Origin of the sequence: Leifsonia sp. 563 (assembly GCF_040545055.1) — a bacterium.
Taxonomy (GTDB): Bacteria; Actinomycetota; Actinomycetes; order Actinomycetales; family Microbacteriaceae; genus Leifsonia.
Map to the genome: position 1 here is coordinate 33,558 of NZ_JBEPLE010000006.1, position 18,622 is coordinate 52,179.

General features: G+C 69.4%; 15 protein-coding genes. 11 read left to right on the plus strand and 4 right to left on the minus strand.

What is annotated here, in order from left to right; genetic code table 11:
- Positions 1-43: 43 nt before the first annotated feature.
- From ABIC47_RS15645 to ABIC47_RS15665, 5 genes are all read left to right on the plus strand, one after another.
- Positions 44-3,448 (plus strand): pyruvate carboxylase, encoded by a 3,405-nt coding sequence (locus tag ABIC47_RS15645; protein WP_354481781.1) that lies wholly within the window; start codon positions 44-46, stop codon positions 3,446-3,448.
- Between the two features lie 88 nt (positions 3,449-3,536).
- Positions 3,537-4,895, plus strand: coding sequence for a MinD/ParA family ATP-binding protein (locus ABIC47_RS15650; RefSeq protein ID WP_018191391.1), 1,359 nt, complete (start codon positions 3,537-3,539; stop codon positions 4,893-4,895).
- A 38-nt stretch (positions 4,896-4,933) separates the two neighbouring features.
- Entirely contained in the window at positions 4,934-5,425 is a 492-nt protein-coding gene (gene def / locus ABIC47_RS15655; protein WP_018191390.1) for a peptide deformylase, read from the plus strand.
- A gap of 35 nt (positions 5,426-5,460) precedes the next feature.
- The gene (locus tag ABIC47_RS15660) at positions 5,461-6,306 is read left to right on the plus strand and encodes an NAD-dependent epimerase/dehydratase family protein (RefSeq protein ID WP_020077357.1); all 846 of its coding nucleotides are present in this window, start codon (positions 5,461-5,463) and stop codon (positions 6,304-6,306) included.
- Between the two features lie 173 nt (positions 6,307-6,479).
- Complete coding sequence (locus ABIC47_RS15665; RefSeq protein WP_354481785.1) at positions 6,480-7,412, plus strand: endonuclease domain-containing protein; 933 nt, start codon at positions 6,480-6,482, stop codon at positions 7,410-7,412.
- 13 nt (positions 7,413-7,425) lie between these two features.
- On the opposite strand, the gene ABIC47_RS15670 is transcribed toward ABIC47_RS15665, so the two are convergent.
- Positions 7,426-9,255 carry an AMP-dependent synthetase/ligase gene (locus ABIC47_RS15670; protein WP_089876320.1) on the minus strand — a complete coding sequence of 610 codons (1,830 nt, stop codon included), beginning with the start codon at positions 9,253-9,255 and terminating at the stop codon, positions 7,426-7,428.
- A gap of 148 nt (positions 9,256-9,403) precedes the next feature.
- On the opposite strand from ABIC47_RS15670, the gene ABIC47_RS15675 reads away from it, so the two are divergent.
- The 3 genes from ABIC47_RS15675 to ABIC47_RS15685 all read left to right on the plus strand — a co-directional run bounded on the left by ABIC47_RS15675 (position 9,404) and on the right by ABIC47_RS15685 (position 12,516).
- Positions 9,404-10,354 (plus strand): ROK family glucokinase, encoded by a 951-nt coding sequence (locus ABIC47_RS15675; RefSeq protein WP_354481789.1) that lies wholly within the window; start codon positions 9,404-9,406, stop codon positions 10,352-10,354.
- A gap of 28 nt (positions 10,355-10,382) precedes the next feature.
- A complete protein-coding gene (locus ABIC47_RS15680) occupies positions 10,383-11,072 on the plus strand; it encodes a lysophospholipid acyltransferase family protein (RefSeq protein ID WP_018191385.1) in 690 nt (229 codons plus the stop codon).
- A gap of 109 nt (positions 11,073-11,181) precedes the next feature.
- Positions 11,182-12,516 (plus strand): class II 3-deoxy-7-phosphoheptulonate synthase, encoded by a 1,335-nt coding sequence (locus ABIC47_RS15685; RefSeq protein WP_020077360.1) that lies wholly within the window; start codon positions 11,182-11,184, stop codon positions 12,514-12,516.
- Between the two features lie 158 nt (positions 12,517-12,674).
- Here the strand turns inward: ABIC47_RS15685 and pknB are convergent, their stop codons facing one another.
- Positions 12,675-14,576: a Stk1 family PASTA domain-containing Ser/Thr kinase gene (pknB, locus tag ABIC47_RS15690; protein ID WP_354481792.1), complete on the minus strand. Its 1,902-nt coding sequence runs from the start codon at positions 14,574-14,576 to the stop codon at positions 12,675-12,677.
- An 86-nt stretch (positions 14,577-14,662) separates the two neighbouring features.
- Entirely contained in the window at positions 14,663-15,778 is a 1,116-nt protein-coding gene (locus tag ABIC47_RS15695) for a LysM peptidoglycan-binding domain-containing protein (RefSeq protein WP_354481795.1), read from the minus strand.
- A 150-nt stretch (positions 15,779-15,928) separates the two neighbouring features.
- Between ABIC47_RS15695 and ABIC47_RS15700 the strand changes: the two genes are divergently transcribed.
- Positions 15,929-16,270, plus strand: coding sequence for an Rv2175c family DNA-binding protein (locus ABIC47_RS15700; protein WP_018191377.1), 342 nt, complete (start codon positions 15,929-15,931; stop codon positions 16,268-16,270).
- A 25-nt stretch (positions 16,271-16,295) separates the two neighbouring features.
- On the opposite strand, the gene ABIC47_RS15705 is transcribed toward ABIC47_RS15700, so the two are convergent.
- Entirely contained in the window at positions 16,296-17,426 is a 1,131-nt protein-coding gene (locus ABIC47_RS15705; RefSeq protein WP_020077367.1) for a polyprenyl synthetase family protein, read from the minus strand.
- A gap of 80 nt (positions 17,427-17,506) precedes the next feature.
- Between ABIC47_RS15705 and ABIC47_RS15710 the strand changes: the two genes are divergently transcribed.
- Both ABIC47_RS15710 and mraZ read left to right on the plus strand, forming a co-directional pair.
- Positions 17,507-17,887 (plus strand): SCO2097 family morphological protein, encoded by a 381-nt coding sequence (locus tag ABIC47_RS15710; RefSeq protein WP_018191375.1) that lies wholly within the window; start codon positions 17,507-17,509, stop codon positions 17,885-17,887.
- Between the two features lie 239 nt (positions 17,888-18,126).
- The gene (gene mraZ / locus ABIC47_RS15715; protein WP_354481799.1) at positions 18,127-18,558 is read left to right on the plus strand and encodes a division/cell wall cluster transcriptional repressor MraZ; all 432 of its coding nucleotides are present in this window, start codon (positions 18,127-18,129) and stop codon (positions 18,556-18,558) included.
- Positions 18,559-18,622 lie beyond the last annotated feature (64 nt).

Sequence of the window (18,622 nt, forward strand, 5' to 3'; positions counted from 1 at the left end):
AACCGTTTGCTGTGTGGTGTCGACCCCTGCTCGAAAGGTCCCCATGTTCCGAAAGATCCTCGTTGCCAACCGCGGTGAAATCGCCATCCGAGCCTTCCGGGCCGCGTACGAGCTCGGCGCCGAAACGGTCGCCGTCTTCCCGTACGAAGATCGCAACTCGATGCACCGCTTGAAGGCTGACGAGGCCTACCAGATCGGCGAGCCGGGCCACCCGGTCCGCGCCTACCTGGATGTGGACGAGATCATCCGCGTCGCGAAGGAGTCCGGCGCGGACGCCATCTACCCCGGCTACGGCTTCCTGTCCGAGAACCCGGACCTGGCCGAGGCAGCTCGCGCCGCCGGCATCACCTTCATCGGCCCGTCCGCCTCCGTGCTCGAGATGGCCGGAAACAAGGTCACGGCGAAGGAGCACGCGATCGCCGCGGGCGTCCCCGTCCTCAAGTCCACCCCGCCGTCGCGCGACATCGACGAACTTCTCGCGGGCGCCGACGCGATCGGCTTCCCCATCTTCGCGAAGGCGGTCGCCGGTGGCGGTGGCCGCGGGATGCGCCGCGTCAGCAGCAAGGACGAGCTGCGTCCGGCGCTCGAGGAGGCCATGCGCGAGGCGGACAGCGCCTTCGGCGACCCCACGATGTTCCTGGAGCAGGCCGTGCTCCGCCCGCGTCACATCGAAGTGCAGATCCTCGCCGACGGCACGGGCGAGACGATGCACCTGTTCGAGCGCGACTGCTCGGTGCAGCGCCGCCACCAGAAGGTCGTCGAGATCGCTCCGGCGCCGAACCTGTCGGAGGACATCCGTCAGTCGCTGTACCGCGACGCCGTCGCGTTCGCCCGCTCCATCGGCTACGAGAACGCGGGAACGGTGGAGTTCCTGCTCGACACCGCGGGCGAGCGCGCCGGACAGCACGTGTTCATCGAGATGAACCCGCGCATCCAGGTGGAGCACACGGTCACCGAGGAGATCACCGACGTCGACCTCGTCCAGTCGCAGATCCGCATCGCGGCGGGCGAGACGCTGGCCGACCTGGGCCTCAGCCAGGACACGGTCCAGATTCGGGGCGCGGCGCTGCAATGCCGCATCACCACGGAGGACCCGACGGCCGGCTTCCGCCCCGACACCGGCAAGATCACGACCTACCGCTCTCCGGGCGGTGCGGGCATCCGCCTCGACGGCGGCACGATCAACCCGGGCGCGCAGATCAGCCCGCACTTCGACTCCATGCTGGCGAAGCTCATCTGCCGTGGACGCGACTTCCCGGCCGCCGTGCTGCGTGCTCGCCGCGCGCTGGCCGAGTTCCGCGTGCGCGGTGTCGCCACAAACATCCCGTTCCTGCAGGCGGTCATGGAGGACCCGGACTTCATCGCCGGCAACGTCTCCACCTCCTTCATCGAGGAGCGCCCGGAGCTGTTCAAGGGCCGTGCGTCGAAGGACCGCGGCACGAAGGTGCTCAACTGGCTCGCCGATGTCACGGTGAACCAGCCCAACGGCCCGCGCCCGATCAGCGCCGACCCGGCGGAGAAGCTGCCGAAGATCGACCTGAGCGCGCCGGCCCCCGCGGGCTCGCGCCAGCGCCTGCTCGAGCTCGGCCCGGCCGGATTCGCGGAGGCCCTGCGCGCGCAGAAGGCGCTCGCGGTCACGGAGACCACCTTCCGCGACGCGCACCAGTCGCTGCTGGCCACGCGCGTCCGCACCCGCGACCTGGTCGCCGTCGCCCCCTACGTCGCCCGGATGACGCCGGAGCTCCTCTCGGTGGAGGCCTGGGGCGGCGCGACCTACGACGTCGCGCTCCGCTTCCTCGGCGAGGACCCGTGGGAGCGTCTCGCAACGCTCCGCGAGGCACTGCCGAACATCAACATCCAGATGCTGCTGCGCGGTCGCAACACCGTCGGGTACACGCCCTACCCGACGCAGGTGACCGACGCCTTCGTGCAGGAGGCCGCCGCGACCGGTGTGGACATCTTCCGCATCTTCGACGCCCTCAACGACGTGTCGCAGATGCGCCCGGCCATCGAGTCCGTGCTCGCAACGGGCTCCGCGATCGCCGAGGTGGCGGTCTGCTACACCGGTGACCTGCTCGACCCCGCCGAAGACCTGTACACGCTGGACTACTACCTCCGCCTCGCCGAGCAGATCGTCGAGTCGGGCGCCCACATCCTCGCCATCAAGGACATGGCCGGACTGCTGCGCCCGTCGGCCGCCGAGAAGCTCGTGGCCGCCTTCCGCGAGCGGTTCGACCTCCCGGTCCACGTGCACACCCACGACACCCCCGGCGGCCAGCTCGCCACGCTGCTCGCCGCCTCGCGCGCTGGTGCGGACGCGGTGGATGTGGCCAGCGCCCCCATGGCCGGAACCACCAGCCAGCCGAGCGCCTCCGCCCTGGTGGCCGCCCTCGCCCACACCGAGCGCGACACCGGCATCTCCCTCACCGCGGTCGAGGACCTCGAGCCGTACTGGGAGGCCGTCCGCCAGGTCTACCGCCCGTTCGAGTCGGGTCTGCCCGGCCCCACGGGGCGCGTCTACAAGCACGAGATCCCCGGCGGTCAGCTCTCCAACCTGCGTCAGCAGGCGAAGGCGCTGGGCCTCGCGGAGGACTTCGAGCTCGTCGAGGACATGTACGCGGCGGCCAACCGCATCCTGGGCCGCATCCCGAAGGTGACGCCGTCCTCGAAGGTCGTCGGCGACCTGGCCCTGCACCTCGCGGCGGTCAAGGCCGACCCGGACGACTTCGCCGAGAACCCCCAGAACTACGACATCCCGGACTCGGTGGTCGGCTTCATGGCGGGCGAGCTGGGCGAGCTGCCGGGTGGATGGCCGGAGCCGTTCCGCACGAAGGTGCTCGCGGGCAAGACGGTCAAGGTCGGCGTCGAGGACCTCTCGGCCGACGACCGCAGCGCGCTCGAGGGGTCGAGCGAGGAGCGTCGCGCGACCCTCAACCGCCTGCTGTTCCCGGCTCCCACCCGCATCTACGAGCAGATGCGCGAGCTGTTCGGCGACCTCTCCGTCGTCGACACGCTCGACTATCTGTACGGGCTCAAGCAGGGCTCGGAGCACGTCATCGAGTTCAGCCGCGGCGTGCGTCTGTACGTCGGTCTGGAGGCCATCGGCGAGGCGGACGAGAAGGGCATGCGCACGGTCATGACCACGCTCAACGGCCAGTTGCGGCCGGTGTTCGTGCGCGACCGCAGCATCGTCGTCGAGACCAAGGCGGCCGAGAAGGCCGACTCCGCGAACCCGGGCCAGGTGGCCGCGCCGTTCTCCGGCGTCGTCACCCTCCAGGTCGCGGTCGGCGACACGGTCGCCGCGGGCCAGGCGGTCGCCTCCATCGAGGCGATGAAGATGGAGGCCGCCATCACGGCCCCGATCGCCGGGACCATCGAGCGGCTCGCCATCCCGAAGACCCAGCAGGTCGACGCGGGCGACCTGCTCGTGGTGATCCAGCCGGCCTGAGCGGGCACTGATCGGCCGCCCCGGCCCGGGGCGGCCTACAATGACGAGTCGGCGGGACACTCCCGCGGCAGAAGGAGGACGAGACGACGTGGCTGACAGGTCCGACGCCGACGCGCCCGAGGAGCGCGCCCCGCGCGACCTCGTGCCCGCGGATGACGAGCTGACGCCCGCGCGCTCGTTCGAGCCGACGTCGTCGCGCGAGCCGACGCTGGATGTGGAATCGACGCTGAGCATCGCCGTCGACCTCCCGCCGACGCCGCCGCGCGAGATCCCGGAGGACGAGGCCGCCGTCGCGATCGACGAGGTCCCGGTCGACCCGGGATTCGTCGCCTCGCCCGCCGAGCCGACCACCATGTCGGTCGCCATCGTCGCCTCGCGTCTCGCGTCGACGCCCGAGCCTCCGGAGGGTGCATCGGCTCCCGCCGCCGACGTGCCCCCGCTGCCCGCATCCGATGCGTTCGCTGGCTCCCGCCGCGATCGGCTCCGCGGCGAGCAGTCCGGACAGCCCGAGCCGGCGGCGATGCTGACCGCGGACCGCCTCCTCGAGGTCAACCGCAAGACGCGTCCCGGCCCGGAGGGACCGTGGCAGCGTTTCGTCTACAACGTCACCTTCCGCACCGTGAACCTGGGCGACTCGGCCAAGGTGCGGGCGCGCAAGGAGCTCGACCACCGCATCCAGAAGCACTTCGAGGGCGGCGCGCGCTTCGTACCCGTGCTGACCCGTAAGGGCGGCGTGGGCAAGACCACGGTCACCACGCTGCTCGGGATGGCGCTGGCGTCTGCCCGCGAGGACCGCATCATCGCCATCGACGCGAACCCGGACCGCGGGACGCTGTCGGAGCGGGTTCCGCGCCAGACGCGTTCCACCGTGCGGGACGTGGTGCACAAGGCCGCGAGCATCGGCGGCTTCACCGACTTCTCGGCACTGGTCTCGCGCGACGAGACGCGGCTCGACATCCTCGCGTCCGACACCGACCCCATGCTCTCGGAGGCGTTCGACGAGAACGACTACAACGTCGTCGCCGACCTCTCCGCACGGTTCTACTCGATCGTGCTCACCGACTGCGGAACCGGCATCGTCCACTCGGTCATGCGCGCGACACTGCAGCGGGCGGATTCGCTCGTCATCGTGTCCGGCGGCAGTGTGGATGAGGCGCGCCTGGCCTCCGAGACGCTCACCTGGCTGGAGGCGAACGGCTACGGTGAACTCGTCCGCAACGCGGTCGTCGCGCTGAACACCGCCACGCACGCCACGAACCTGGTGAAGCTGGAGGAGATCGAGGCGCACTTCCGCTCGCGTGTCCGCGAGATCGTCCGCGTCCCGTACGACCCGCAGCTGGCCGCCGGCTCGGTGGTGTCGTGGAAGGACCTCAAGCCGCTGACCCGCCTCTCGGCCCGCACGCTGGCCGCTCTCGTCGTCGAGGGCCTGCCCGCGGAGCGCGACTGAGCATCCCGACCGTCCGCCCGATCCACCGAGGAGTACCTGTGACCGAGCGTCAGATCCGCCTGTTCGGCGACCCCGTCCTGAAGACCCCGTCCGATCCGATCGGCGAGATCGACGACGGCGTGCGCGGGCTGGTCGAGGACCTGGTGGACAGCGTGCTCCCGCCGGGCCGTGCCGGCGTCGCAGCCCCCCAGATCGGCGTCAACGAGCGCGCGTTCAGCTACAACGTCGACGGGAAGGTCGGGTACGTCATCAATCCCGTGCTGGTCGAGGTGTCGGGGGAGCCGGAGCTGATGGACGAGGGCTGCCTCTCGGTGCCCGGGCTCTGGTTCAAGACCCTGCGCTACCCGTTCGCCCGGGTGACGGGCATCGACCTCGACGGCAACGAGATCGAGGTCTCCGGCACCGGTGTGCTCGCGCAGGCCCTGCAGCACGAGACCGACCACCTCGACGGCAAGCTCTACCTCGACCGGCTGGACAAGGAGAGCCGCCGCGAGGCGATGAAGCAGGTCCGCGAGTCGGACTGGTTCTGACGCCTCGCCGCCCGCGGCACTCGTAGACTGGCCGCATGCGAATCGCGGTCACCGGAGGATCGGGCAAGCTCGGACGCACTGTCGTGCGCGAGCTGCGGAAGTCGGGAGACGTCGTCGTCTCCCTCGACGCGGCAGGGGAGCGTGGTCCTGGTTTCGTCCGCGTCGACCTCACCGACTACGGGCAGACGGTGGATGCGATCTTCGGCGTCAACGACAAGCACGACGGCTTCGACGCGATCGTGCACCTGGCGGCCATCCCGGCGCCAGGGATCCTGAGCGACGTCGCGACCTTCCACAACAACATCCGGGTCACGTACAACGTGTTCCAGGCCGCGCGCCGCGCAGGCATCCGGAATGTCGTGTACGCGTCGAGCGAGACCGTGCTGGGCCTGCCGTTCGACGTGCCGCCGCCGTACATCCCCGTCGACGAGGACTACCCGGCCCGGCCGGAGAGCACCTACTCGCTGGTGAAGCACCTCGAGGAGCAGATGGCGATCGAGCTGGTGCGCTGGGATCCGGCGCTGAAGATCGTGGCGCTCCGCTTCTCGAACGTGATGGACCCGGAGGACTACGCGGCGTTCCCGGCGTTCGACGACGACCCGTGGGCGCGCAAGTGGAACCTGTGGGGCTACATCGACGCGCGGGACGGGGCCCAGGCCATCCGCCGCGCGCTGGAGTGGGACACGACCGGTTTCGACCGCTTCATCATCGCCGCCGCCGACACCGTGATGAGCCGCCCCAACGACGAGCTCGTCGCCGAGGTGTTCCCCGGTGTGCCGCTGAAGCGCGAGCTCGGCGTCAACGACACCCTCCTGTCGATCGACAAGGCCCGCCGCATCCTCGGCTACGCCCCCACGCACTCCTGGCGCGACGAGGTCTGACCCGCCGTCGCATCCGCCCTTCCTGAGATTTGCGCCAAATCTCGGTTATGGGGGCGTCAAAACCGCGATTTGGCGCAAATCTCGATCCGCGGCGCGGCTGTGGAGAACGCGCGCTGTCCACAGATCGGCGGGCTGCAGGGTCCTGCGGCGGGCGTGTTCGCCATGATGACGGGATGCGAACCCCACCAGCCCTCCCACGACCGCTCGTCGGTGTCCCTTTCACTCTGTCGCAGGCACAGCGGCACGGCGTCGACGCGTTGCGCTTGCGCGCCGGCGACATCCACCATCCGTTTCACGGCGTGAATCTGTCGTACGGTCCAGGTGAGCTGCAGGAGCTGTGTCGGGCGTACCTGCGCGTCATGCCGATGCATGCGTTCTTCAGTCACACCACGGCCGCTGAACTCCTCGGCATCCCGTTGCCGGCTGATGCGCCTCGTCGCCCCTTGCACGTGTCGGTGCTCTCTCCACGCACAGCCCCGCACGGTCGAGGGGTGACCGGGCACAGTCTGCGAGCGATCGAAGGGATGGACGTCAGCGGCCTTCCGGTGTCCATGCCCGCTCATGTTTGGTGCCAGCTCTCCGGGATGCTCGGGCCGAGCGATCTCGTCGCTGCCGGCGACCATCTCGTCGGCGCGCGAAACCGCCCTCCGATCGTCACGATCGATCAGTTGGCGGAGACGTCCGCCCGCGTTCGCCGGACGAAAGGAGGCAAGGCGCGCGCCTGGGCTCTGTCCCGCATCCGGTTCGGAACCGACTCCCGGCCGGAGAGCTTGCTGCGCCTGTTCCTGGATGAGCTCGGCATCGCGGGCCTCAGGGTGAACGAGCCCGTGCTGGTCGCCGACGGCCGGGTCCTGCACCCGGATCTTGCGCTACCCGACCGGCGCATCGCGTTCGAGTACGACGGCGACGGACACCGGGTCGAGAGGCGACAGTGGTTCCTCGACATCAAACGTCACGACCTTCTCGTGGCGGCAGGCTGGCGGGTGCTCAGGGTCACCGCCGACGACCTCTTCGCCGACCGCTCCGCGTTCGTCGAGCGCCTCCAGCGATTTGCGCCAAATCTCGGTATTGCGACGCCGAAAACCGAGATTTGGCGCAAATCGTGAACGAGACGAGGGGTCAGTGGGCCAGGGAGAAGCCCTCGGTGCGGGGGTTGTCGCTGTAGATGCCGTCGATCACGTCCGCGAAGTCGGCGAGGATGACGTTGCGCTTGATGCTCATCTTGGGCGTCAGGTGGCCGCTCGCCTCGCTCAGCTCCGTCGCGAGCACCACGAACTTGCGGACGCTCTCGGCGCGCGAGACGCCGGCGTTGGCGTGGTCGATGGCGCGCTGGATCTCGGCGTGGACGGCCGGATTGACCGACGCCTCGGCGAGGGTCATGTCCTTGTCCTCGCCGTTGTTGGCGAGCCACGTGGGCAGCATCTCGGTGTCGAGGGTGATGAGGGCGGAGATGAACGGCTTCTGGTCGCCCACCACGATCACCTGGCTCACGAGCGGGTTCGAGCGGATGGGGTCCTCGAGCGCGGCGGGGGAGACGTTCTTGCCACCGGCCGTGACGATGATCTCCTTCTTGCGCCCGGTGATCGTGAGGAAGCCGTCCTCGTCGAACGAACCGAGGTCGCCGGTCTTGAACCAGCCGTCGTCGAACGCCGCAGCCGTCGCCTCCGGGTTCTTCCAGTACTCCTTGAAGACGTTGATGCCGCGCACCTCGATCTCGCCGTCGTCGGCGAGACGCAGGTCGACGCCCGGGAGCGCCGGTCCGACCGTGCCGATCCGGAACGTGTCCGGCCGGTTCACGGTCGCGGGTGCCGTGGTCTCGGTGAGCCCATATCCCTCCAGGACCTTGATGCCGAGGCTGTGATAGAAGTGGCCGAGGTGCGAGCCGAGCGGTGCGGAGCCCGACACCGCGAACTTCACGCGGCCGCCCATCGCGGCACGGAGCTTCGAATAGACCAGCCGGTCGTAAAGGGCGAACTTGAGCTTCAGCCCGAACGGCACCGAGCCCGCCTCGACGGCCTTCGAGTGCTCGACCGCGACCTCCGCGGCGGCACGGAAGATCTTGCCGCGGCCACCGGACTCCGCCTTCTGCTCGGCCGAGTTGTAGACCTTCTCGAAAACGCGCGGCACCGCCAGCAGGAACGTCGGCTTGAAGCTCGCCAGCGCAGGCAGCAGCTGCTTGGTGTCGGCCTGGTGGCCGACCTTCACGCCGCCGGTGACGCAGAGCACGGCGATGAAGCGGGCGAAGACGTGCGCGGTGGTGATGAAGAGCAGAGTGGATGCGCCACCCGGCTGCTGCACGACCTGCTTGAGCGCCTCGGCCGAGTTGCGCGAGAGCTCGACGAAGTTCGAGTGCGTGAGGACGCATCCCTTCGGCCGTCCGGTCGAACCGGAGGTGTAGATCAGCGTGCCGATGTCGGAGCCCTTGGCGATGCGGCGGCGACGCTCGATCTCCTCGTCGGGCACGTCGACGCCCGCGGCGGCGAGCTTGTCGAGGTCGCCGAGGTGCAGCTGCCAGACGGTGCGGATGTCGGGGAGCTCGGGGTGCACCTCGTCGAAGCGCGCGTGCATCTCGGCGTTCTCCAGGAACACCGCCATCGCGCCGGAGTCGGACATGTTCCACTGGATCTGGGTGGGGGAGGACGTCTCGTAGATCGGAACGAGCACCGCGCCGGCGAACCACACGGCGAAGTCGATGAGAGTCCACTCGTATCGGGTCTTCGACATCAGCCCGATCTTGTCGCCGGGCTCGATACCGGCGGCGACCAGGCCCTTGGCGAGGGCGATCACCTGGCGGTGGAACTCCGCCGCCGAGACGTCGCGCCAGCCGTCACCGTCCGGGAGGCTGAACAGCGGCTGGTCCGGCGTCTGCGCAACGCGGTCGACGAGCAGGTCGGTGGCGTTGGCGTCCGGGTCTGCAGGGACGATCGCGGGGGTAAGGATCTGTTTCACGGTAGCTCCCTCGATACCGGTGGGCGGGCGTGCGGCCGAATGGCTCGGGGCGATTCGGTTGATTACACTCTAGATGGTCCCGCCACGGCTCGCCCGAGACCCGGCCCGACCGCCCCTCCCTCTCACCATCCCTCCAGGAAGGCCCCACGTGCACGCCATCGGCATCGACATCGGAGGGACCAAGATCGCCGGAGCCCTCGTCGACGAGCTCGGGACGATCGTCCGGGAGGATCGCGTCCCCACCGACGCGACGCGTCCGGAGGAGATCGAGAACGCGGTCGTCGCGATGATCCAGCGCCTCAGCGACGGCCCCGAGGAGATCGCCGGTGCGGGAGTCGCCGCCGCCGGCTTCATCGACGCCGCTCAGTCGACCGTCTACTACGCGCCGAACATCAACTGGCGCCACGAGCCCTTCCGGGAGAAGCTCGAGGAGCGTCTCGACATCCCGGTGATCATCGAGAACGACGCCAATGCGGCCGGCTGGGCGGAGTTCCGCTACGGCGCGGGCCGGCTGGTCTCCGACATGGTGGTCCTCACCATCGGAACCGGTGTGGGGGGTGCGATCGTCAGCAACGACCGCCTGTTCCGCGGCGGCTTCGGCGCGGGAGCCGAGATCGGCCATATGCGCGTCGTGCCCGGCGGGCTTCCCTGCGGCTGCGGCGCGCACGGCTGCATCGAGCAGTACGGCTCCGGCCGTGCCCTGCAGCGCATGGCGAACGAGCTCGCGGATGCGGGCGGGATCGGCCAGGGACTCGCGGATGTGCGCAGCCGGACCGGCGCGCTCACCGGGAACGACATCAGCGCCCTGATCAACGCGGGCGACCCGGGCGCGCTCGCCGCCCTCCGCCAGCTCGGCGACTGGCTCGGGCAGGCGTGCGCGAGCCTCGGAGCCATCCTCGACCCGCAGCTCTTCGTCTTCGGCGGCGGAGTCGCCCAGGCCGGCGAGCTGCTGCTGGAGCCCATCCGGCTGGCGTACCTGGAGAACCTGCCCGCCCGCGGCTTCCACCCGGAGCCCGAGTTCGCGATCGCCGAGCTGGTGAACGACGCCGGGGTGGTCGGAGCGGCCGACCTGGCGCGACTGCACGCATCCTCGCTCTAGGGGCAGCGCGGGGATAGGCTTCGGTTCGATGTTCTACTGGCTGATGAAGTACGTGATCGTGGGACCGCTGCTGCGCGGTATCTTCCGGCCGTGGGTCGTCGGCCTCGAGAACATCCCCACCGACGGACCGGTCATCCTCGCGAGCAACCATCTGTCGTTCATCGACTCGATCTTCCTGCCGCTCGAGGTCGACCGGCATGTGTCCTTCCTCGCCAAGAGCGACTACTTCACCCGCAGGGGCCTGAAGGGATGGGCGACCAAGGCGTTCATGAACGCCACCGGCCAGCTGCCCATCGACCGCTCGGGCGGCAAGGCGTCGGAGGCGTCGCTCAACACCGGGCTCGCCGTACTCGCTCGTGGCGAGATCCTCGGCATCTACCCGGAGGGAACCCGCAGCCCGGACGGCAAGCTGTACCGCGGCCGCACGGGCGTCGCGCGGATGATCCTGGAGGCCGGCGTCCCGGTCGTCCCCGTCGCGATGGTGGATACGGCCAAGATCATGCCGATCGGCAAGCGGCTCCCGAAGATCGGGCGCATCGGCATCATCGTGGGGGAGCCGCTCGACTTCTCCCGGTTCGACGGGATGGAGGGCGACCGCTTCATCCTGCGCTCCGTCACCGACGAGATCATGTACGAGCTGCAGCGCCTCGGCGACCAGGAATACGTCGATGTCTACGCCAGCACGGTCAAGGAGAAGCGGGCGACGCTGTCACAGTAGGACGGCCGCATCGGCTTTCGCGATAGGCTCGGATATCCCATCCAAACCCCGAGTGAGCGGAAGACCAGTGCTACAGACCACAGAGCCCGTCGTGCGACCTGACGAGTCCGTGATCGAGGGCCTGGAGTATTGGCGCACGCTCCCGATCAAGCAGCAGCCGGCCTGGCCGGACCCGGAGGCGGCCGCCGCTGCATCCGCCGAGATCGCCACCCTTCCGCCGCTGGTGTTCGCCGGCGAGGTCGACCAGCTGCGGACGCGGCTGGCCCGGGCAGCCGAGGGTAAGGCATTCCTGCTGCAGGGCGGCGACTGCGCCGAGACGTTCGCCGGAGCGACCGCCGACGCCATCCGCAACCGCGTCAAGACGGTGCTGCAGATGGCCGTCGTGCTCACCTACGGCGCCTCCGTGCCCGTCATCAAGATGGGCCGCATGGCCGGGCAGTTCGCCAAGCCGCGTTCCAGCGACACGGAGACGCGCAACGGCGTCACGCTGCCCGCCTACCGCGGCGACATCGTCAACGGCTACGACTTCACGCCCGAGTCGCGCCAGGCCGATCCGCGCCGGCTGGTGCAGGGGTATCACACCGCCGCATCCACGCTGAACCTCATCCGCGCCTTCACCCAGGGTGGCTTTGCCGACCTGCGCCAGGTGCACAGCTGGAACCGCGGCTTCGCCGCGAACCCGGCCAACCAGCGTTATGAGGGCCTCGCCCGCGAGATCGACCGCGCCATCAAGTTTATGGAGGCGGCGGGCGCCGACTTCGACGAGCTCACGCGGGTGGAGTTCTACTCCAGCCACGAGGCGCTGCTCATGGACTACGAGCGCCCGATGACGCGCATCGACTCCCGCACCGGCACGCCGTACAACACGTCGGCGCACTTCGTCTGGATCGGAGAGCGCACGCGCGAGCTCGACGGCGCGCACGTCGACTTCCTGTCCCGCGTGCGCAACCCGATCGGCGTGAAGCTCGGGCCGACCACCTCCCGCGACGACATGCTGCGCCTGATCGACAAGCTGGACCCCGAGCGCGAGCCCGGCCGCCTGACCTTCATCACCCGGATGGGCGCCGGCAAGATCCGGGATGCCCTGCCGCCGCTGCTCGAGGCCATCAAGCGGTCGGACGCGAAGCCGCTGTGGGTCACCGACCCGATGCACGGCAACGGTCTCACCACGCCGACCGGCTACAAGACGCGCCGGTTCGACGACATCGTCGACGAGGTGAAGGGCTTCTTCGAGGCGCACCGCGCTGCCGGCACCAACCCGGGCGGCATCCACGTGGAGCTCACCGGCGACGACGTGACCGAGTGCCTGGGCGGTTCCGAGCACATCGACGAGGAGACGCTGGCGACCCGCTACGAGTCGCTCTGCGACCCGCGCCTGAACCACCAGCAGTCGCTGGAGCTGGCCTTCCTGGTCGCCGAGGAGCTCTCGGCCGCGGGCCGCTGATACCAGCTCGCAGCACCCTCCACAGAAACGGAGGAGCCCACGGCCCCACGGCCGCGGTGCTCCTCCGTTTTCTGTGTTCGAGGGCGCAGCGGAGCGGAATCTCCTCCGTTCCGACACGGGTCAGCGCGGCAGACCGCGCCGGTTGCGGCGTCGGTCGCTCAGAAGCCGGCGAAGTTGACCGTGATGGTGGAGCCCTTGGGCGCCTGGGTCCCGCCGGCCGGCGACACCTTCGACACGACGAACGCGTTCGGTGCGACGTCGGCGATGGCGCTGTACTTGAGCTTGAAGCCGGCGTCGGTGAGCGCCTTCTTGGCCACATCCCAGGTCTTGCCGGCGACATCCGGGATCGTGACGGGCTCCGGCCCCTTCGACGTCTCCAGCAGCAGCGTGTCGCCGGGGCGCACGGGCTCGTGCTGCGGCTGCGCGGAGATCACGTCGCCCTCCTCGACCGTGTCGCTGTAGTTCTGCGGGCCGGCGGAGGTGAGGAGCTTGACCTTGCTCAGGATGGCCGAGGCGTCCTCCACGGACTTGCCGGCGACATCCGGGATCGCACCGACCGAGACGACGAGGTTCACCGACGCGGCCTCGAAGTAGCTGCCGCCGCCCGAGATATCCGCGCCGTTGTCGGCGCGGGTCGCTGAGATGACGGTGTTGGCGGGCACCTTGGCGTCGAACTGCTCGGCGACCGTGCCGACCTTCGCCCCGACGCCGGTGATGGCGCTCTTGGCGGTGTCGATCGTCGTGCCGGCGAGCGGCGGGATGGTCACCGGCTTCGGTCCCTGCGAGACGCGCAGCGTCACCGTGCTGCCGCGCCCCGCGGGCACGCCGGCTCCTGGGTCGGTGCTCGACACCATCCCGGCCGCGACGGTCGTGCTGTACTCGGGTGCCTGCGCCGTCTTGAAGCCGAGCTTCTGCAGCTGCGACACAGCCGCATCCGGCGCCTTGTTGACGACGTTCGGGATGGCGACCAGCGAACCAGGGCCCGCCCCGAAGTACCAGCCGGTGCCGGCTGCGACGCCGGCGAGCACGAGGACGAGAGCGAACAGCCACCAGCCCTTCGAGCGGCGCTTGGCAGCGGCGGTGGTGAGGGTCGTCGCCGCGGCCGGCGTGCTGGACGCGACCTGCTGGCGGATCGCCGGGTTGATGATCTGGGTGTCGCCCTGGTCGATCTCGTACGCGGGCGGCAGCACCATCGTCGGCTGCAGAACGGCCTCGCCGCGGAGCGCCTTCTCGGCCTCCAGCAGGCGATCGAGCATCTCGCGCGCGTCGCGGGGTCGACGGTCCGGGTCCTTCTCCGTCGCCCAGAGGACGAGCTCATCCAGCTCGGCGGGCACGGCCGGGTTCTTGCTGCTCGGCGCCGGCACGGCGTCGTTCGCGTGCTGGTAGGCGATCTGCATCGGCTGCTCGCCCTGGAAGGGCTGCTGGCCGGTGAGCATCTCGTACATCATGATGCCGAGCGCGTAGATGTCGCTTCGGGCGTCGGCGACGCCGCGGGTGACGAGCTCGGGGGAGAGGTACGCGATCGTGCCGAGCAGCGCCTGGCCGGTGGCCGTGTTGGCGCTGGCCGCACGGGCGAGCCCGAAGTCGCCGATCTTGATGCGCCCGTCGTCGGCGAGCAGCACGTTCTCCGGCTTGAGGTCGCGGTGGACGATGCCCGCCTTGTGCGCCGCGGCGAGGCCGGAGAGCACCGCCTCCATGATGTCGATGGTCTGCTCGGGCGTCAGCTTGCCGTAGTCCTTGAGCAGGTCGCGCAGGGTGATGCCGGGCAGGTACTCCATGACCAGGTAGGCCATGTCCGAGTCCTGGCCCTGATCGAAGACGTTGACCACGTTGGGATGTGCAAGCCGTGCGGCCGAGCGGGCCTCCTGCACGAAGCGGCTCTTGAACGTGGAGTCGTCGGCGAGGTGGCCGTGCATGATCTTGATCGCGACGCGGCGCTCGAGGCGCAGGTCGGTCGCGAGGTACACCGTGGCCATGCCGCCTCGGGCGATCCGCGAGCGCACCTGATAGCGGCCGTCGATGAGACGGCCGATCATCGGGTCGGTCTGGCTCGTGGTCACGGATCGAGTCTAGGGAACGAGCCGGGCGAGAACCCTGCAAAACACCGGTGGACGCGGTGGCTGTGATCGGGCTGTGACATTCCGGCTCAGCCGAGCTGGGCCAGCCAGGTGCGCGCCGACGTCTCCCACTTGGCGTAGGCGTCGGGGAACGCCGAGATCTGCACCGCCTGCGCGGCCTGCGTCACGCTCATCCGCGTCCATCCGGGGATGTCGAGGAGGCCACGGGTGCGGCCGGCGTTGGGGTTCCCCGCTCCGCCGTAGAAGGCGAGCGTCGCGCGCGTCGGGTCGAGCACCTGCTCCGGCGTGCCCCATCCGGTGCTCGGCCGCTGCTGGAACAGCCCGAGGGAGTCGCGGTCGCCATAGCGGACATTGCGGAGGCCGGATTCCTGTGCGGCCGCGGCGAGGGCGATGACGATGCCCTGGTCCGGGACGCCCTGCTGGCGGCCGATGCGGATGATCAGCTGGGCATTCGCGCGCATCTCGTCGGTGAGGGCGACCACCTGACCGGCGGACGCGGTCGGCAGCGGTGCCGGCGCGGCGACGGGGGCCGGAGCGGCGACGGGCGCCGGTGCGGGTGCGTTGAGCGCGGCGGTGGTCATGCCCGGGATGCGGATCTTCTGCCCGGGGAAGATCAGGCTGGAGGTGCTCAGGCCGTTCGCAGCCAGCACCGCGCGGGTGGTGACGCCGAAACGGCCGGCGATGCCGCTGATCGTGTCGCCGCGCACCACGGAGTACACCGTGGCAGCGGGAGCCGGCGCGGGAGCCGCGGGAGCCGGGGCGGGCGCGGCCGCGGGTGCGGCCTGCGCGAGGGCGAGCACCTGGCCCGGGAAGATCAGGCTCTTCCAGCTCAGGCCGTTCATCGCGAGGACGGCTGCGGTCGAGAGTCCGAACCGCGCCGCGATGCCGGAGATGGTGTCGCCCGACTGCACGCGGTAGGTCGCGGGTGCTGCCGCGACGGAGGTGAGCGGAGCGGACGTACTCGACGTCGATCCGCTGGGCGTCATCCCGATGGTGCTGCCGAGCGCGGCGCGCTCGAGAGGACTGATCTCGCCGGTGTCGCCGGAGTGGTCGGTCGCGCGGTCCTCCTGGGGCGCCGCCTGTGCGGGCGTGACCAGGTTCAGGGTCACCGCGAGCGAGCTCGCGACCGCGATCGGGACGGTGCCCAGGATGCTGCGCGATCTGCCGGTGTCTGCCAGAGCCATGTGACCCCCTCTTCGAGTGACACGTCGCCCATCACGCTGACACACAAGGAGAGAGGAGTCAACAGGAGTGACGGATGTGACACGGGTTTACATGATCGTAACAATTACTCCCGCTTCTCGCCGGACGCCAATCCGTGGCACGCTGGTGGGGTGACCGAGCACGTCCAGACCACCGAGTGGTTGACCGTACCCGACCTCGTCGAGCTGATGGGACTGAGCGTGAGCCGCGTCCGTCGGCTCATCGAGGACCGCCACCTGGGAGCCAAGCGCGTCGACGGCGTGCTCAAGGTGCCCGCGTCCTTCCTCAAGGACGGCCAGCCGCTCAGCGAGCTGCGGGGAACCCTGATCGTCCTGGCGGACGACGGCTTCAGCGACGACGAGTCGGTGGATTGGCTGCTGACGGAGGAGGAGAGCCTCGGCACATCGCCGATCGAGGCTCTGCGCGCCGGCCGCAAGGCCGAGGTGCGCCGCGTGGCCCAAGCGCTGGCCTGAATCGCTCCCGGCTCAGGGATGGGGCCTACGCGCTCCGACGCGTGACCGCGACCGCGAGCTCGCGGAGCTGCCCCTTCGCCGCCGCCCCGAGCGGCGCCGCATCCAACGCCTCGATGGCGCGCGCGACGTTGTCGGCGATCATCCGCTCCACCGTGTCGACGGCCCCGGACTCCCGGATGGTCAGCTGCATCGTCCTGATCTGCTCCGGCGTGAGCTCGGGGTCGCCGAGCAGCTCGTCCAGGGCAGCACGCGCGCCCGAAGGGATGGACTGGCGCGTGAGCGCGATGAGGACCGTCCGCTTGCCCTCGCGGAGGTCGTCCCCGCTGGGCTTCCCCGTCACGTCGGCGTCTCCGAAGACGCCGAGCAGATCGTCGCGCAGCTGGTAGGCGATGCCGAGGGGGAGCCCGAACGCCCGGAGCGACTCCAGCTGGCCGACGGTCGCTCCCGCCAGGCTCGCGCCGATGAGCAGAGGGGACTCGATCGAGTACTTGGCCGACTTGTAGACGATGACGCGCTCGGCGCGCTCCAGCTGCTCCGAGTCGGGGCGGCCCGACCAGCCGATCTCCTCGAAGATGTCGAGGTACTGACCCGCCGTGACATCGATCCGCATCCGGTTGAACTCCGCCCGCGTCGCCCGCCGGGCCGGTGCGCTCACGAGCTGGGTGAGCCCCTCGTCGAACAGCTCGTCGCTGAGGATGAGCAGCAGGTCGCCGAGGAGGGTCGCCGCGCCCGTGCCGAAGGTCGCGCCGGAACCGCCCCATCCCTCGTTCTCGTGGAGGTGCTCGAAGCGCTTGTGGGCGGCCGGCTTGCCGCGTCGGGTGTCCGAGTTGTCGATGAGGTCGTCGTGGACGAGCGCGGCGGCGTGGAACAGCTCGAGGGCGCTGGCGACGGAGACCACGGCGTCGAGGGCGCCGCCGGCCGTGACGGCGCCACTGTCCGACCCGTCGTCGCCCTCGTCTCCTGCGGTGCGGACGGCCTGCCATCCCCAGAAGCAGAACAGGGCGCGGAAGCGCTTGCCGCCGCTGAGAAATTCCCTTGAGAACGCCGCTACGGGAGAGAGCTCGTCGGCGATCGAGACGAGAATGGAGGCACGCGCATCGAAGAATCCATCGATTCTTGACTGGATGAGGTCGACGAATCGGATGCTTTCAGACACACGCCTAGCCTAGCCAGACACGTGAGGTCTAGAATCGACCTCACTGAAGCCTCGAACCCGCGAGAAAGAGGGGGAATCGGATGCCGCTTTCGGAACACGAGCAGCGCCTCCTCGAAGAGATGGAACGCAGTCTCTATCAGAACGACGCAGATTTCGTCGCGAAGGTCGGGGGCAAGCGGGCACGTCCCGCCTACCGGTCGATCGTGCTCGGCATCCTGCTCGCCGTCGTGGGCGTCGGCGTGCTGATCGCCGGGGTCTATTACCAGCAGCCGATCGTCGGGATCCTGGGCTTCGTCGTGATGTTCGCGGGTGTCCTCGTGTCCATCGCGCCGGGCAAGCGCGTCGCGGTCGAGCCGGGCGCCGCCGAGCCGAAGAAGGCGAAGGCGCGCGGCGGTCAGACAGGCTTCATGGACCGCATGAACGACCGCTGGGACAAGCGCAACGACGGCGGCGAGGGCTAACCCTCCACTCCGCTCCACACGTTCTTCGACGAAGGGCCGATCTTCTGATCGGCCCTTTTTTGTTGCTCCAGGAGCCGCCCGATCGCTCCACTTTCCTCCACCCGCGAGTTCCGCGTCTTTCCGGGCTTTGACGTACCCATTTCGGGGCAATCTGTCCTCAATGCGAGATTTTGTGGATGGAAGTGGAGTAAAGTGGAGCCACACCGCAACCTGGGCCGGGAGAGTGGGGGTGGCAGCCGATGTTCCTCGGTACGCATGCCCCCAAGCTGGACGAGAAGGGGCGCATCATCCTGCCGGCGAAATTCCGGGATGAGCTCGCGTCCGGCCTCGTCCTCACCCGTGGCCAGGAGCACTGCGTCTACGTCTTCTCGCAGCGCGAGTTCGAATCGCTCCACGAGAAGATCCGCCAGGCGCCGGTGACGAGCAAGCAGGCCCGTGACTACCTGCGCGTCTTCCTCTCGGGGGCGAGCGCAGAGGTCCCGGACAAGCAGAACCGGGTGACCATCCCGCCCGCGCTCCGCTCGTATGCGGGACTCGATCGCGACCTCGTCGTGATCGGCGCCGGCAGCCGCGCGGAGATCTGGGACGCCCAGGCCTGGGAGACCTACCTGGCCGAGCAGGAAGCAGCATTCGCCAACACGGAGGAGGAGGTGATCCCGGGACTCTTCTGAGCCCGCGTCCCTGGCGCCGGACTCCCAGCCATACGCCCTGACACCACTTCCCCGGTGCCAGGTC